The sequence below is a fragment of the Pantoea sp. Cy-639 genome (assembly GCF_011752525.1).
Classification (GTDB): Bacteria; Pseudomonadota; Gammaproteobacteria; order Pseudomonadales; family Pseudomonadaceae; genus Aquipseudomonas.
Genome location: NZ_VWXI01000005.1, coordinates 59870 through 74794, shown reverse-complemented (window position 1 = coordinate 74794; position 14925 = coordinate 59870). Strand labels below are relative to the sequence as shown.

Annotated in this window: 15 protein-coding genes; 12 read left to right on the top strand and 3 right to left on the bottom strand. The window is 63.7% G+C overall.

The features are described 5' to 3' along the window. Positions 1-17: 17 nt before the first annotated feature. Complete coding sequence (locus F3J43_RS08110) at positions 18-824, bottom strand: HDOD domain-containing protein (RefSeq protein WP_166884529.1); 807 nt, start codon at positions 822-824, stop codon at positions 18-20. A gap of 54 nt (positions 825-878) precedes the next feature. Further along, entirely contained in the window at positions 879-1820 is a 942-nt protein-coding gene (gene ygfZ, locus F3J43_RS08105) for a CAF17-like 4Fe-4S cluster assembly/insertion protein YgfZ (protein WP_166884527.1), read from the bottom strand. 133 nt (positions 1821-1953) lie between these two features. Between ygfZ and F3J43_RS08100 the strand changes: the two genes are divergently transcribed. Both F3J43_RS08100 and F3J43_RS08095 read left to right on the top strand, forming a co-directional pair. Next, the gene (locus tag F3J43_RS08100) at positions 1954-2208 is read left to right on the top strand and encodes an FAD assembly factor SdhE (protein WP_166884525.1); all 255 of its coding nucleotides are present in this window, start codon (positions 1954-1956) and stop codon (positions 2206-2208) included. Continuing rightward, a complete protein-coding gene (locus F3J43_RS08095; RefSeq protein WP_166884523.1) occupies positions 2192-2644 on the top strand; it encodes a protein YgfX in 453 nt (150 codons plus the stop codon). The genes F3J43_RS08100 and F3J43_RS08095 overlap by 17 nt, the downstream gene beginning before the upstream one ends. Positions 2645-2735: 91 nt before the next feature. Here the strand turns inward: F3J43_RS08095 and nadB are convergent, their stop codons facing one another. Next, a complete protein-coding gene (gene nadB / locus F3J43_RS08090; RefSeq protein ID WP_166884521.1) occupies positions 2736-4343 on the bottom strand; it encodes an L-aspartate oxidase in 1608 nt (535 codons plus the stop codon). 437 nt (positions 4344-4780) lie between these two features. Between nadB and rpoE the strand changes: the two genes are divergently transcribed. The 10 genes from rpoE to pdxJ all read left to right on the top strand — a co-directional run bounded on the left by rpoE (position 4781) and on the right by pdxJ (position 14881). Then, entirely contained in the window at positions 4781-5362 is a 582-nt protein-coding gene (rpoE, locus tag F3J43_RS08085) for an RNA polymerase sigma factor RpoE/AlgU (protein WP_003252049.1), read from the top strand. Positions 5363-5393: 31 nt separating this feature from the next. Beyond that, entirely contained in the window at positions 5394-5984 is a 591-nt protein-coding gene (locus F3J43_RS08080) for an RseA family anti-sigma factor (protein ID WP_166884519.1), read from the top strand. A 12-nt stretch (positions 5985-5996) separates the two neighbouring features. Further along, positions 5997-6962 (top strand): MucB/RseB C-terminal domain-containing protein, encoded by a 966-nt coding sequence (locus F3J43_RS08075; protein ID WP_166884517.1) that lies wholly within the window; start codon positions 5997-5999, stop codon positions 6960-6962. A 171-nt stretch (positions 6963-7133) separates the two neighbouring features. Next, entirely contained in the window at positions 7134-8567 is a 1434-nt protein-coding gene (locus tag F3J43_RS08070) for a DegQ family serine endoprotease (RefSeq protein WP_166884515.1), read from the top strand. A gap of 284 nt (positions 8568-8851) precedes the next feature. Next, entirely contained in the window at positions 8852-10642 is a 1791-nt protein-coding gene (lepA, locus tag F3J43_RS08065; RefSeq protein WP_205297733.1) for a translation elongation factor 4, read from the top strand. Between the two features lie 5 nt (positions 10643-10647). Then, positions 10648-11502 (top strand): signal peptidase I, encoded by an 855-nt coding sequence (gene lepB / locus F3J43_RS08060; RefSeq protein WP_166884511.1) that lies wholly within the window; start codon positions 10648-10650, stop codon positions 11500-11502. Between the two features lie 161 nt (positions 11503-11663). Then, complete coding sequence (gene rnc, locus F3J43_RS08055; RefSeq protein WP_166884508.1) at positions 11664-12353, top strand: ribonuclease III; 690 nt, start codon at positions 11664-11666, stop codon at positions 12351-12353. Further along, positions 12346-13248 carry a GTPase Era gene (gene era / locus F3J43_RS08050; protein ID WP_166884506.1) on the top strand — a complete coding sequence of 301 codons (903 nt, stop codon included), beginning with the start codon at positions 12346-12348 and terminating at the stop codon, positions 13246-13248. The genes rnc and era overlap by 8 nt, the downstream gene beginning before the upstream one ends. 164 nt (positions 13249-13412) lie before the next feature. After that, the gene (gene recO, locus F3J43_RS08045; protein WP_166884503.1) at positions 13413-14096 is read left to right on the top strand and encodes a DNA repair protein RecO; all 684 of its coding nucleotides are present in this window, start codon (positions 13413-13415) and stop codon (positions 14094-14096) included. A 62-nt stretch (positions 14097-14158) separates the two neighbouring features. Beyond that, complete coding sequence (gene pdxJ, locus F3J43_RS08040) at positions 14159-14881, top strand: pyridoxine 5'-phosphate synthase (protein WP_205297732.1); 723 nt, start codon at positions 14159-14161, stop codon at positions 14879-14881. The last annotated feature ends 44 nt before the right edge of the window (positions 14882-14925 follow it).

Here is a 14925-nt window from a genome sequence, read left to right as displayed (position 1 = left end):
CTTGTCGCGGGCCTGCCTCAACGCAACATGCTCCGGGCATCGAGCAACTCGGCGATATCCAGTTCGGTCCCGAAGGGCAGCCCCAGGTGGCGATAGGCCGGCAACGCCGCCAGGGGGCGGCTGCGCCCGCGCTGGCTGATGCAGCGGGCGATCTGCACGATATCGATGTAGTCGATCCGGTCGGTGCGTCGGTCCAGGTCCTGGACCTGGCTGGGCAGGTTGACCAGTTGTTCGGGGAACTCCCAGGCGCTCAGGATCTTGTCGCCCAGCGCGGGCTGGATGTGCTCGATCACGTAGTGCAGGCACACCGGGTCCGACAACAGTTCGTTGTGCTCCTCGGCGTAGATCAGCACCGGCAGGGCGCCGATCTGGTGGACCAGCCCGCCCAGGGTCGCCTGGTCGGGCTTGAGCTGGGTATAGCGCCGGCATAGCTCATAGCTGATGCCGGCGACTTCCAGGCTGTTGGCCCAGATATCCCGTAGCTTCTGCTCCACCGCCGGGGCGCGGGCATGGAAGATCTGCTCGATCACCAGGCCGATGGCCAGGTTGCAGCTGTAGTTGATGCCCAGGCGGGTGATGGCGGTGTGCAGGTCGGTGACTTCGACGGCAGCGCGCAGCAATGGGCTGTTGACCACCTTGATCAGGCGTGCCGACAGCGCGGCGTCGCGGCCGATCACCTTGCTCAGGGCGACGACGCTGATCTCGCTGTCCTCGGCGGCTTCGCGGATGCTCAGGGCCACTTCCGGGAGCGTCGGCAGGACCAGGTCGTCGTTGTCGATGGCGGCGAGCAATTGTGCCTGGACCATCTCGGCCAGCTTGTTCATGGACTTCTCTACTGCAAAGGTGGTGCGGCCCCACCCAGTGGCGGGGCGGGCTGGTCAGCGCTGGATTTCCCGGTCGCGGTCCAGTTCGTAGGGCAGGTCGAGCAGCGTCAGGCGCGGGCCTTCCAGGCTGCCCAGGTGCAGGTTGTCGTCTGCCACGGCCTCGGCGCTGAGCACGGCGAGCAGTTCGACGCCATTGCCGGCGTCGGCGGCAATCACCACCTCGCCGACCGACGAGCCGTGGGTCGGCGAGAAGATCTCGGCGCCCGGAGCAGGCACTTCGGCCTGTTGGAGCGCCAGGCGGTACTGGCGCCGCTTGAGCTTGCCTAGGTATTGCATGCGCGCGACGATTTCCTGGCCGGTGTAGCAGCCTTTCTTGAAACTGACGCCATCGACCGCCTGCAGGTTGATCATCTGCGGGATGAACAGCTCGCGAGTGGGGCCCATGACCTGGCCGATGCCGGCGCGGACCTGGCCGAGCAGCCAGGCGTTCAGCGGCGCTTCGGGCAGCAAGGCGCAGAGGTGCTGGCGCACGTCTTCGGCCTGGGCGGCAGGTACCCACAGTTCGACCCGGTGCGCCGAGGCGCGGACTGCGATCAAGCCTTCGTGGCGTGCGGTACTGCCGGCTTCGTCCGCGACAACCAGCCCCAGAGCCTGCAGCGCGGCGGCGCCATGCTCAAGGCCGAAGCGGGTCCAGGCGGCGCTTTCGTCGACGAGGGTGGCCTTGGAGAAAACGGCGTATTTCTTCAGGTCGGCCAGTTGCGCCTCGAGCAGCTCGCGGGCCATGGCCAGCAGGTAGCCGTTGCCTTCGGGCAGGATACGGAAGCTCGATTGCATGCGGCCCTTGACCATGCAGCGGGCGCCGAGGCTTGCGTGTTCATCGTCGAGGTAGTTGATGTTGCAGGTCAGTTGGCCTTGCAGGAACTTGCCGGCGTCGGAGCCGCGGACGGCAAGGATGCCCTCGTGGGAGAGGGGGGAGAAGAAAGCGGAATCGGCCATGGGTCATCGCGGTAGCTAGAGACTGGCGGCCATCATAGAACGCCGGTAACAAAATAGGTAGGTGACTAGACCAACGCCCGGTGTCGCTTCGTCTGTCGCGCGGTATACTGCCCGACCATTCGAGGAGGGCCCCATGGTCGAACAAACTGAACTGAACCGGCTTTTCTGGCATAGCCGCCGCGGCATGCTGGAACTGGACGTGCTGCTCGTCCCCTTCACCCAGGAAGTCTACCCGAACCTGAACGAAGCGGACCGCGAGTTGTACCGTCGCCTGCTGACCTGCGAAGACCAGGACATGTTCGGCTGGTTCATGGAGCGTACCGAGTCCGAGGACCCGGAGCTGCAGCGCATGGTCCGCATCATTCTGGATCGTGTCCAGCCCAAGTGATGCATTCGAGTGCCGTTGGCAGGGCTCGCGCCTGCTGCTGGCGGCCTACCTCGCAAGTTGGGTGACGGCGCTCGTCACCCTTGCCCTAGTCTCCCTTCCCCATGGGTTGCGCCTGCTGTTGCTGGTGGCTTGCCTTGGCCACGCTTGCTGGGCCATTCCCCGCCGTATCCTGCTGACTCACCCGCGCGCCATCACGGGTTTGCGCCGCGATCCGCGTGGCTGGCAGTTGTACAGCCGTGCGAGGGGTTGGCAGCCCGTGCGCTTGTGCCGTGACAGTGTCGCGTTGCCGAGGCTGGTGGTCCTGCGTTTCGTGCGCAAGGGCCGCTGGTGGAGCGAGGGGCAGTGCATCCCGGGGGATGCGCTGGGGCCTGAGCAGCATCGGCGTTTGCGGGTGCGGCTGAAGTTCAGTCGACGCCGCTGGGCCGACGCGCCTTGATGATAGGGCATCGTGGCCCACTCGGCCTGGCAGGACCGCCCGTAGGCGCCGGCATGCAGCGCGTTGCCTGGTTCGCCAGCAAGGCGCGCTGCTACAGGGTGGGCGTGAGGATGGTGTCCACGGCCTCGGGCAGCATCCCTGGGTAATCCAGGGTGTAATGCAACCCGCGGCTTTCCTTGCGTTGCATCGCCGAGCGGATCATCAGTTCGGCCACCTGCGCCAGGTTGCGCAGCTCGATCAGGTCGCGGCTGACTTTATAGTTGCTGTAGAACTCGTCGATCTCGTCCAGCAGCATCCGTACCCGGTGCTCGGCACGTTGCAGCCGCTTGCTGGTGCGCACGATACCCACGTAGTCCCACATGAACCGTCGCAGCTCGTCCCAGTTGTGCGCGATGATCACGTCCTCGTCGGAGTCGGTGACCTGGCTGGCATCCCAGCAGGGCAGGGCGCGCGGCATGCCTACGGCGTCGAGGTGGGCCTCGATGTCGGCAGCGGCGGCGCGGCCGTAGACGAAACACTCGAGCAGCGAGTTGCTGGCCATGCGGTTGGCACCGTGCAGGCCGGTGAAGCTGGTCTCGCCGATGGCATACAGGCCTGGCACGTCGGTATGTCCGCGGTCGTCGACCATCACGCCGCCACAGGTGTAGTGGGCGGCGGGCACCACAGGGATCGGCTGGCGGGTCATGTCGATGCCAAAGGTCAGGCAGCGCTCGTAGACCGTGGGGAAATGGGTCTTGATGAAGTCGGCGGGTTTGTGGCTGATGTCGAGGTACACGCAATCCACGCCCAGGCGTTTCATCTCGTGGTCGATGGCGCGGGCGACGATGTCCCGCGGCGCCAGCTCCTCGCGTGGATCGAAGCGCGGCATGAAGCGCTCGCCATTGGGCAGGCGCAGCAGCGCGCCCTCGCCGCGCAGGGCCTCGGTAATCAGGAAACTCTTGGCCTGCGGGTGGTACAGGCAGGTGGGGTGGAACTGGTTGAACTCCAGGTTCGCTACCCGGCAACCGGCGCGCCAGGCCATGGCGATGCCATCGCCGCAGGCGCCGTCGGGGTTGCTGGTATAGAGGTAGACCTTGGCCGCGCCGCCGGTGGCCAGCACGGTGAAGCGCGCGCCGAAGGTATCGACTTCGCCGGTATTGCGGTCCAGCACGTAGGCACCCAGGCAGCGTTCGCCGTCCAGGCCGAGGCGCCGCTCGGTGATCAGGTCGACCGCTACCCGCTGCTCCAGCAGCTCGATGTTCGGCCGCTGGCGGGCCTGCTCGAGCAAGGTCTTGAAGATCGCCGCGCCGGTGGCATCGGCGGCATGGATGATGCGCCGGTGGCTGTGGCCGCCCTCGCGGGTGAGGTGGAACTCGAAGCCGCCATCGTCGACGCTGTAGTGCTCGTCGCGGGTGAACGGCACGCCTTGCTCTATCAGCCATTGAATGGCCTGGCGACTGTGTTCGACGGTGAAGCGCACTGCGTCTTCATGGCACAGCCCGCCGCCGGCGTTGAGTGTGTCCTCGACATGGGACTGCACGGTATCGGTGTCGTCGAGCACGGCGGCGACGCCGCCCTGGGCCCAGAAGGTCGAACCGTTGGCCAGGTCGCCCTTGCTCAGCACGGCAATGCGCAGCTGGCCAGGAAGGTTCAGTGCCAGGCTGAGACCGGCGGCACCACTGCCGATCACCAGGACATCATGTTGGAATTGTTGGCTCATGTCGGGACACTAGTAATCTTTGGAAGGGGCACGGCACAATAGTCACGCGCCGATGGCACAGTGAAACTATCGTGGAAGTGGGCCGGGATGCCTTTATAGCAGCCCCAAGGGCCTGATTTCCAATGGCGCTTGCGGCATGCTGGCGATCTTTTTGGGAACTTTCCGACAGCCTGGGAAATCCTATGAAGGCTGCCCGTGCGCCTCACTTTGCCGCGGCGACGCAGGGCGGCAGCTCTACCTTGGGCTGACACCTGCGTATATGAGTCCAGATTATCGACGCAGCCGGCTGTGACCGCGCTGCGTCTTTCGTGCGGCCGATCGAAGGCCGCAGGAAACTTGCTTGAAGGGGGAGAACTTTTGCGCAAAGCCCGAGTCTATGGTTGCAAGCCTGAACGATGGCTGTCGCAACGCTCCTTCGAGTTCACTGAGGAGTGTTCATGCTAACCCAGGAAGAGGATCAGCAGCTTGTCGAGCGCGTGCAGCGCGGCGACAGGCGAGCGTTCGATCTGTTGGTGCTGAAGTATCAGCACAAGATTCTCGGGTTGATCGTGCGTTTTGTCCACGACACCCATGAAGCGCAGGACGTGGCGCAGGAAGCCTTCATCAAGGCATACCGTGCGCTGGGCAACTTTCGCGGCGACAGTGCGTTCTACACGTGGCTGTACCGCATCGCCATCAATACGGCGAAGAACTACCTGGTGTCTCGTGGAAGACGGCCGCCAGACAGTGATGTGAGCTCCGAGGATGCGGAGTTTTACGACGGCGATCATGGCCTCAAGGATCTCGAGTCCCCAGAGCGCTCGTTGTTGCGGGATGAAATCGAAGGCACTGTCCATCGCACGATCCAGCAACTGCCGGAAGACCTGCGCACGGCCCTGACCCTGCGTGAGTTCGACGGTCTGAGTTACGAAGACATTGCCAGTGTCATGCAATGTCCGGTGGGTACCGTGCGCTCTCGAATCTTCCGCGCTCGGGAGGCCATAGATAAAGCCCTGCAGCCTCTGTTGCAGGAAACCTGAGACAGCGGCGACAGCCAAGAGAGGAACCGCCATGAGTCGTGAAGCTTTGCAGGAATCGCTGTCCGCGGTGATGGATAACGAAGCGGACGAACTGGAACTGCGTCGGGTGTTGAATGCCACCGACGATGCCGAAACCCGTGCCACCTGGTCGCGTTACCAGGTCGCTCGCGCAGCGATGCACAGGGAACTGCTGCTGCCCAAGCTGGACCTCGCCTCGGCGGTGTCCGCGGCGCTGGCCGACGAGGCCGTACCGGCCAAGGTCAAGCAGGGGGCTTGGCGCAGCATCGGTCGCCTGGCGGTCGCCGCCTCGGTAACCGTCGCCGTACTGGCAGGTGTGCGCTTCTACAACCAGGACGAGATCACCGGTGCCCAGCTGGCCGCCCAGCAACCGGTACAGCAGGGTCTGAGCATGCCGCAGGCCAAGGGGCCAGCGGTTCTGGCCGGCTATAGTGAGAGCAGCGAACAACCGACCGGGCCGATGGCCAATGGCGTGCTGCAGAATCAGGCCGGATGGGATCAGCGCCTGCCAGGCTACCTGCGCCAGCATGCCCAGGAGTCCGCGCTCAAGGGTACCGAGACCGCACTGCCTTATGCGCGTGCCGCCAGCCTGGAAAACCGCTAAGTAAGGAGGATCATGCGCGCGCTACCTCTCCTGTCGCTGCTGCTCGGCAGCAGCCTGACGGTGCAGGCACTGGCGGCCAATTCCTCGCCCGAGGCGAGCGAGTGGCTGAACAAGCTGGCACGGGCTGAACAAGAGCAGAGTTACCAGGGCTCCTTCGTCTACGAGCGCAATGGCAGCTTCTCCACCCATGTCATCTGGCACCGTGTCCAGAATGGCAAGGTCAGCGAGCGGTTGCTGCAGCTCGATGGCTCGACCCAGGAAATCGTGCGTGTCGATGGCAAGGTGCAGTGCGTCAGTGGCGCCCTGGTCAGTGGCGTGGGCGCAGCCCCCGACAGCGCACCGCGTGTGCTTGATCCCCTCAAGCTGATGAGCTGGTACGACCTGAGCGTGGCCGGCAAGTCGCGGGTTGCCGGTCGCGACGCGGTGATCGTCACGCTCACCCCGCGCGACCAGCACCGCTATGCCTTCGAACTGCACCTGGATCGTCGCACAGGCCTACCCCTGCGCTCGTTGATGCTCAACGACAAAGGCCAATTGCTCGAGCGTTTCCAGATGACCCGCCTGGACACCGATGATCTGCCGACTGACGACGACCTGCGCGCCGGCAGCGCTTGCAAGCCGGTCGAGCACATCGCCTCGGCTCATTCAGATACGGTCGCCGACTGGCGCTCCGACTGGCTGCCGCCGGGCTTCGAGTTGATCAACAGCAGCGTTCGCCGCGACCCGGAGCGCAAGAGCATGGTCAGCAGCCTGATGTATGACGATGGCCTGGCGCGATTCTCGGTGTTCCTCGAGCCGGTCAACGATGGCGGGGGCAGTGACATCCGCACCCAGCTCGGCCCGACCGTGGCCGTCTCGCGTCGTCTCACCACGCCCAACGGCAAGGTGATGGTCACCGTGGTCGGTGAGATCCCGCTGGGGACCGCCGAGCGTGTTGCCTTGTCGATGCGAGCCCAGGATGCTCAGGCGCGCCAATGAAGGTGCGCCGCCTCGCTGACAGTTCTTGTTACACAGAGCTGACATGAAATTAAAGCATTGTCATTTGCAATCCAGCCGCAAATTTTCTATAGGTCAGGCTTCTTGGAGTCTGGCCTTTCCTGCGTCTGCAGGAACCTTACAGCTAACTACGCTCGTTGTGACGGGAGCCGTATGTCAATACCACGCTTGAAAACCTACCTATCGATGTTCGCCGCCGTGCTCATGCTCGGCCAGGTGCTCAGCGCCCAGGCCGAGGAGTCGCTGCCGGACTTCACCACCCTGGTCGAGCAGGCCTCGCCGGCCGTGGTCAACATCAGTACCAAGCAGAAACTGCCGGAGCGCCGTGTGGCCGCCGGGCAGATGCCTGATCTGGACGGCCTGCCACCGATGTTCCGCGAGTTCTTCGAACGCAACATGCCGCAGCAGCCCCGTGCGCCTCGCGGTGATCGCCAGCGTGAAGCGCAGTCGCTGGGCTCGGGCTTCATCATCTCCAGCGACGGCTATGTGCTGACCAACAACCACGTGGTCGCCGATGCCGATGAAATCATCGTCCGCCTGTCTGATCGCAGCGAGTTGCAGGCCAAGCTGGTTGGCACCGATCCGCGCACCGACGTGGCGCTGCTCAAGGTCGATGGCAAGGACCTGCCGACCGTCAAGCTGGGTGACTCCGAGAAACTCAAGGTCGGTGAGTGGGTGCTGGCCATTGGTTCGCCGTTCGGTTTCGACCACTCGGTGACCAAGGGGATCGTCAGTGCCAAGGGCCGCACCTTGCCTAACGACACCTACGTGCCGTTCATCCAGACCGATGTGGCGATCAATCCGGGCAACTCCGGTGGCCCGCTGTTCAACATGAAGGGCGAGGTGGTGGGTATCAACTCGCAGATCTTCACCCGCTCCGGTGGCTTCATGGGCCTGTCGTTCGCCATCCCGATCGACGTGGCGATCGATGTCTCGAACCAGTTGAAGAAGGACGGCAAGGTCAGTCGCGGCTGGCTGGGCGTCGTCATTCAGGAAGTCAACAAGGACCTCGCCGAGTCGTTCGGCCTGGACAAGCCTGCTGGCGCGCTGGTAGCCCAGGTACTGGAAGATGGTCCAGCGGCCAAGGGTGGCTTGCAGGTGGGCGATGTGATTCTCAGCATGAACGGCCAGCCCATCGTCATGTCGGCTGACCTGCCGCACCTGGTCGGTGGCTTGAAGGATGGCGAGAAGGCCAAGCTGGAGATCATCCGCAATGGCAAGCGCCAGACCCTGGACATCACCATCGGCGCGCTGCCGGACGAAGACGCCGACATCGGCACCGGTGGCCAAGGCGGTGCCGAGCGCAACAGCAATCGTCTGGGGGTTTCGGTGGCCGACCTGACCGCCGAGCAGAAGAAGTCCCTGGAGCTCAAGGGCGGCGTGGTCATCAAGGAAGTCCAGGATGGTCCGGCGGCGTTGATCGGCCTGCGCCCGGGCGATGTCATCAGCCATCTGAACAACCAGGCCATCACTTCGGCCAAGCAGTTCACCGAAATCGCCAAGGACCTGCCGAAGAACCGTTCGGTGTCCATGCGCGTGCTGCGCCAGGGGCGCGCAAGCTTCATCACCTTCAAACTGGCTGAATAAGCTGGATGAACGGTAGGAAAAGGGCAGCTTCGGCTGCCTTTTTTCGTAGAGCGATGCAGGTTGAAAGTGCTTGCGTGAGCGCGCGCTTGCCCGGCGATGAGGGTTGATAAGGCAACATTGCTGTCTGGTCTGCTCTTATCGCAGGGCAAGCCCGCGCCCACAAAGGGTTGTCCACAGACCGATAGAGGAATCTCCCATATCCCTCCGGCTTGAGGTACAATTCCCGGCTATTTTTCGGCGGGCGTCCGGCTCGCAGCCTTTTCGAGTGTTGACCCGTGAGTGATTTGAGTCATATCCGCAATTTCTCCATCATCGCCCACATCGACCATGGCAAGTCGACGCTGGCCGACCGTTTCATCCAGATGTGCGGTGGCCTGACGGCACGCGAAATGGAAGCCCAGGTCCTCGATTCCATGGACCTCGAGCGCGAGCGCGGTATCACCATCAAGGCCCATAGCGTCACGCTCAACTACAAGGCGCAGGACGGCAAGGTCTATCAGCTGAACTTCATCGACACCCCCGGCCACGTCGACTTCACCTACGAAGTCTCGCGTTCGCTGGCGGCCTGTGAGGGTGCGCTGCTGGTGGTGGACGCCGGCCAGGGCGTCGAGGCCCAGTCCGTGGCCAACTGCTATACCGCCATCGAGCAGGGTCTGGAAGTCATGCCGGTCCTCAACAAGATGGACCTGCCCCAGGCCGACCCGGACCGCGTCAAGGACGAGATCGAGAAGATCATCGGCATCGACGCTACCGACGCAGTGGCCTGCAGCGCCAAGAGCGGCATGGGCGTGGACGAGGTGCTCGAGCGTCTGGTACAGACCATCCCCGCGCCGGAAGGCGATATCGACGCGCCGCTTCAGGCACTGATCATCGACTCCTGGTTCGACAACTACCTGGGCGTAGTCTCGTTGGTGCGCGTGCGCCACGGCCGGGTCAAGAAAGGCGACAAGATCCTGGTCAAGTCCACCGGCAAGGTGCACCTGGTCGACAGCGTCGGTGTGTTCACCCCCAAGCACACCCAGACCGCCGATCTGAAGGCCGGTGAAGTGGGCTTCATCATCGCCAGCATCAAGGATATCCATGGTGCGCCGGTCGGTGACACCCTGACCCTGTCCTCGACCCCCGAGGTCGAAGTGCTGCCTGGCTTCAAGAAGATTCAGCCGCAGGTCTACGCCGGTCTGTTCCCGGTCAGTTCCGACGACTTCGAGGACTTCCGCGACGCCCTGCAGAAGCTGACCCTGAACGATTCGTCGCTGCAGTACATGCCGGAAAGCTCCGATGCCCTGGGTTTCGGCTTCCGTTGCGGCTTCCTCGGCATGCTGCACATGGAGATCATCCAGGAGCGCCTGGAGCGCGAATACGACCTGGACCTGATCACCACCGCGCCAAGCGTGATCTACGAGCTGGAACTCAAGACCGGCGAAACCATCGTCGTCGACAACCCGTCCAAGCTGCCGGATGTCTCGGCCGTGGCCGACTTCCGCGAGCCGATCGTCACCGCGACCATTCTGGTACCGCAGGAACACCTGGGCAACGTCATTACCCTGTGCATCGAGAAACGCGGCGTACAGCGCGACATGCAGTTCCTCGGCAGCCAGGTGCAAGTGCGCTATGACATGCCGATGAACGAGGTGGTGCTGGACTTCTTCGACCGTCTCAAGTCCACCAGCCGCGGCTATGCTTCGCTGGACTATCATTTCGATCGCTACCAGTCGGCCAACCTGGTCAAGCTGGACGTACTGATCAATGGCGACAAGGTCGATGCCCTGGCCCTGATCGTGCACCGCGACAACGCTGCCTACAAAGGCCGTGCGTTGACCGAAAAAATGAAGGAACTGATCCCTCGACAGATGTTCGACGTGGCGATCCAGGCGGCTATCGGCGGCCAGATCATTGCGCGGACAACCGTCAAGGCGCTCAGAAAGAACGTACTGGCCAAGTGCTATGGCGGTGACGTCAGCCGTAAGAAGAAGCTGCTGGAGAAGCAGAAGGCCGGTAAGAAACGCATGAAACAGGTGGGTAACGTGGAGATTCCACAGGAAGCCTTCCTCGCCGTGCTCAGGTTGGATAGCTAGGTCCTATGTCGCTAAATTTCCCGCTGTTGCTAGTCATCGCCGTCGCCGTCTGCGGTCTGTTGGGCTTGATCGACCTGCTGTTCCTGGCCCCGCGCCGGCGAGCGGCGGTCGCCAACTACCAGGGTAGCGTCAACCAGCCAGAGATGGCCGTGGTCGAGCGCCTGAACAAGGAGCCGATGCTGGTCGAGTACGGCAAGTCGTTCTTCCCGGTGCTGTTCATCGTGCTGGTGTTGCGTTCGTTCCTGGTCGAGCCGTTCCAGATCCCGTCGGGGTCGATGAAACCGACGCTGGAAGTGGGCGACTTCATCCTGGTGAACAAGTTCTCCTACGGTATTCGCCTGCCGGTGATCGACAAGAAGGTCATCGAGGTGGGTGATCCGCAGCGCGGGGATGTCATGGTCTTCCGCTACCCGAGCGACCCGAACGTCAACTACATCAAGCGTGTGGTCGGCCTGCCGGGTGACCAGATCCGCTACACCAGCGACAAGCGCCTGTACGTCAACGGCCAGGCGGTCGCCGAGCAGCTGGTCGGCAGCGAGCCGGGCACCTTGGGCAGCGCCGAGCTGTACAAGGAAAAACTTGGCGCGGTCGAGCACCTGATCCGCAAGGAAATGACCCGCTACCGCATGCCGCCGGACCAGCAATGGACCGTGCCGGCCGGGCACTACTTCATGATGGGCGACAACCGCGACAACTCCAACGACAGCCGTTACTGGGATGACCCGAACATTCCAAAGGAACTGCACGGCATGGTTCCGGACCGGAACATCGTCGGCAAGGCCTTCGCGGTCTGGATGAGCTGGCCGGAGCCCAAGCTCAGCCACGTCCCCAACCTGTCGCGGGTCGGCCTGATCCATTGACCATCGACGGCGCTGTCTGCGGACAGCGCCGATTGCTTTTCTGACATAGGCTGTGTTCTCAGGGAGCGAGAGATTCCGCCGTTTCCGGCGTCGGACCATAGCCAAACCGTCTTTCAGGATGTTGATTTGAACAACGCGTCGAACACTGTACGGGTGGCCCCATGAGCGCTTCCCTTGACCGCCTGGAGCGCAAGCTCGGCTACACCTTCAAGAACCAGGACCAGATGCTGCTGGCCCTGACCCACCGCAGCTACGCCGGGCGCAACAACGAACGCCTGGAGTTCCTCGGTGACGCCATCCTCAACTTCGTGGCCGGCGAGGCCCTGTTCGAGCGCTTCCCGCAGGCCCGCGAAGGCCAGCTGTCGCGCTTGCGCGCCCGCCTGGTCAAGGGCGAGACCCTGGCCCGCCTGGCGCGAGGCTTCGACCTGGGCGATTACCTGCGCCTGGGCTCGGGCGAGCTCAAGAGCGGTGGTTTTCGCCGTGAGTCGATCCTCGCCGATGCCCTGGAGGCACTGATCGGTGCCATCTACCTGGACGCGGACATGCAGACCGCGCGCGAACGTATCCTGGCCTGGCTGACCGACGAGTTCGAAGGCCTGACCCTGGTCGACACCAACAAGGACCCCAAAACCCGCCTGCAGGAGTTCCTGCAGTCGCGTGCCTGCGAGCTGCCGCGCTACGAAGTGGTGGACATCCAGGGCGAACCGCACTGCCGGACCTTCTTCGTCGAATGCGAAGTGGTCCTGCTGAACAAGAAAAGCCGTGGCCAGGGCGTCAGCCGACGTATCGCCGAGCAGGTCGCCGCCGCCGCCGCATTGATCGCCCTGGGCGTGGAGAATGGCAATGACTGAGAACACTTCGACCCGTTGCGGCTATGTCGCCATCGTCGGCCGCCCCAACGTCGGCAAGTCGACCCTGCTCAACCACATTCTCGGACAGAAGCTGGCGATCACCTCGCGCAAGCCGCAGACCACCCGCCACAACATGCTCGGCATCAAGACCGAGGGTGACGTGCAGGCGATCTACGTCGACACCCCTGGCATGCACAAGGCCAACGACAAGGCCCTGAACCGCTACATGAACCGCAACGCCTCGGCGGCCCTGAAGGACGTCGACGTGGTGATCTTCGTGGTCGACCGTACCCGCTGGACCGACGAGGACCAGTTGGTCCTGGAACGTGTGCAATACGTCACCGGCCCGGTGATCCTGGCGGTGAACAAGACCGACCGGATGGACGAGAAGGCCGAGCTGATCCCGCACCTGCAGTGGCTGCAGCAGCAACTGCCGAATGCCGAGATCGTGCCGATCTCGGCCCAGCAGGGGCACAACCTCGAGTCGCTGGAAGCGCTGATCGCCAAGCACCTGCCGGAGAACGAGCACTTCTTCCCGGAAGACCAGATCACCGACCGCAGCAGCCGCTTCCTCGCCGCCGAACTGGTGCGCGAGAAGATCATGCGTCAGCTCGGCGCCGAGCTGCCGTACCAGATCACCGTGGAGATCGAGGAATTCAAGCAGCAGGGGCATGTGCTGCATATCCATGCGCTGATCCTGGTCGAGCGCGACGGGCAGAAGAAGATCATCATCGGCGACAAGGGCGAGCGCATCAAACGCATCGGTTCCGACGCGCGCAAGGATATGGAAACCCTGTTCGACGCCAAGGTGATGCTCAACCTCTGGGTCAAGGTCAAGGGTGGCTGGTCCGACGACGAACGCGCCCTGCGCTCGCTGGGCTACGGCGACCTGTAAGCCCGCGCGCTTTCCCTGCAGATGCGGCCTTGTGTCGCGAAAGGGCTGTGCAGCGGTCCCCGCAATCCTCGAAGCAGTCGAGATACCGGGGGCACTGCCAACCCTTTCGCGATACCAGGCCGCTCCTGCAAAGGGTGCATCAAACCTGGGTTCAGAGATTCATCATGGAACAACCGGCCCCCCAGCCTGCCTATGTACTGCACAGCCGTGCCTACAAGGAAACCAGTGCATTGGTCGACTTCCTTACCCCCCAGGGGCGGGTGCGGGCAGTATTGCGTCGGGCGCGGGGCAAGGGCGGCAGCCTGGTGCGGCCGTTCGTGCCGCTGGAGGTCGAACTGCGCGGGCGCGGCGAGCTGAAAAATGTCGGTCGCCTCGACACCAGCGGCATCGCCGCCTGGTTGCATGGCGACGCGCTGTTCAGCGGGCTCTACCTCAACGAACTGCTGATGCGCCTGCTGCCTGAGCAGGCGCCACACCCGGCGTTGTTCGAACACTACACCCTGACTCTCCAGGCCCTGGCCGTCGGCCGGCCGCTAGAGCCGCTGCTGCGCTCGTTCGAGTGGCGTCTGCTGGATGAACTGGGTTATGCCTTCGCCCTGGACCGCGACGCCAACGACGACGCGGTAGTGGCCGACGGACTCTACCGCCTGAGCGTGGACGCTGGTCTGGAGCGGGTCGAGCTGTTCCAGCCGGGGTTGTTCAGGGGCATCGAGTTGCTGGCCCTGGCCCAGGCCGATTGGGACGCGCCGGGTGCCTTGCTCGCCGCCAAGCGTCTGATGCGCCAGGCCCTCGCCGTGCACCTGGGGCCCAAGCCATTGGTCAGCCGGGAACTGTTTCGCAAGCGCTGATCAGCACGTATGCTGTCGGGCTCAACCCTCAGGAGTGCCCCTTCGTGACTCACAGCAACCGCATGCTTCTCGGCGTCAACATCGACCACGTGGCGACCTTGCGCCAGGCCCGGGGCACCCGTTATCCGGACCCGGTCAAGGCCGCGCTGGACGCCGAGGAAGCGGGGGCCGACGGTATCACCGTGCACCTGCGCGAAGACCGTCGGCACATCCAGGAGCGCGACGTGCTGTTGCTCAAGGACGTGCTGCAGACCCGCATGAACTTCGAGATGGGTGTCACCGAAGAGATGATGGCCTTCGCCGAAAAGATCCGCCCGGCGCATATCTGCCTGGTACCGGAGACCCGTCAGGAACTGACCACCGAAGGCGGCCTGGATGTCGCCGGCCAGGAGGCGCGGATCAAGGCGGCGGTCGAGCGCCTGTCGCGCACCGGCGCCGAAGTGTCGTTGTTCATTGACGCTGACCAACGGCAGATCGAGGCCTCGCGTCGTGTCGGTGCTCCGGCGATCGAGCTGCATACGGGACGTTACGCCGACGCCGAGAGCCCGACCGCGGTGGCCGAGGAGCTCAAGCGTATCGTCGATGGCGTGGCGTTCGGGGTCGGCCAGGGGCTGATCGTCAACGCCGGTCATGGCCTGCATTATCACAACGTCGAAGCCGTGGCCGCGATCAAGGGCATCAACGAGCTGAACATTGGCCATGCACTGGTGGCCCATGCCCTGTTCGTCGGCTTCAAGGCCGCAGTGGCCGAGATGAAGGCGCTGATCGTCGCTGCTTCGCGTTGAGTCGTTCGCGGGGCAAGCCCGTTCCCACAAGCCTGTGTTCGGCG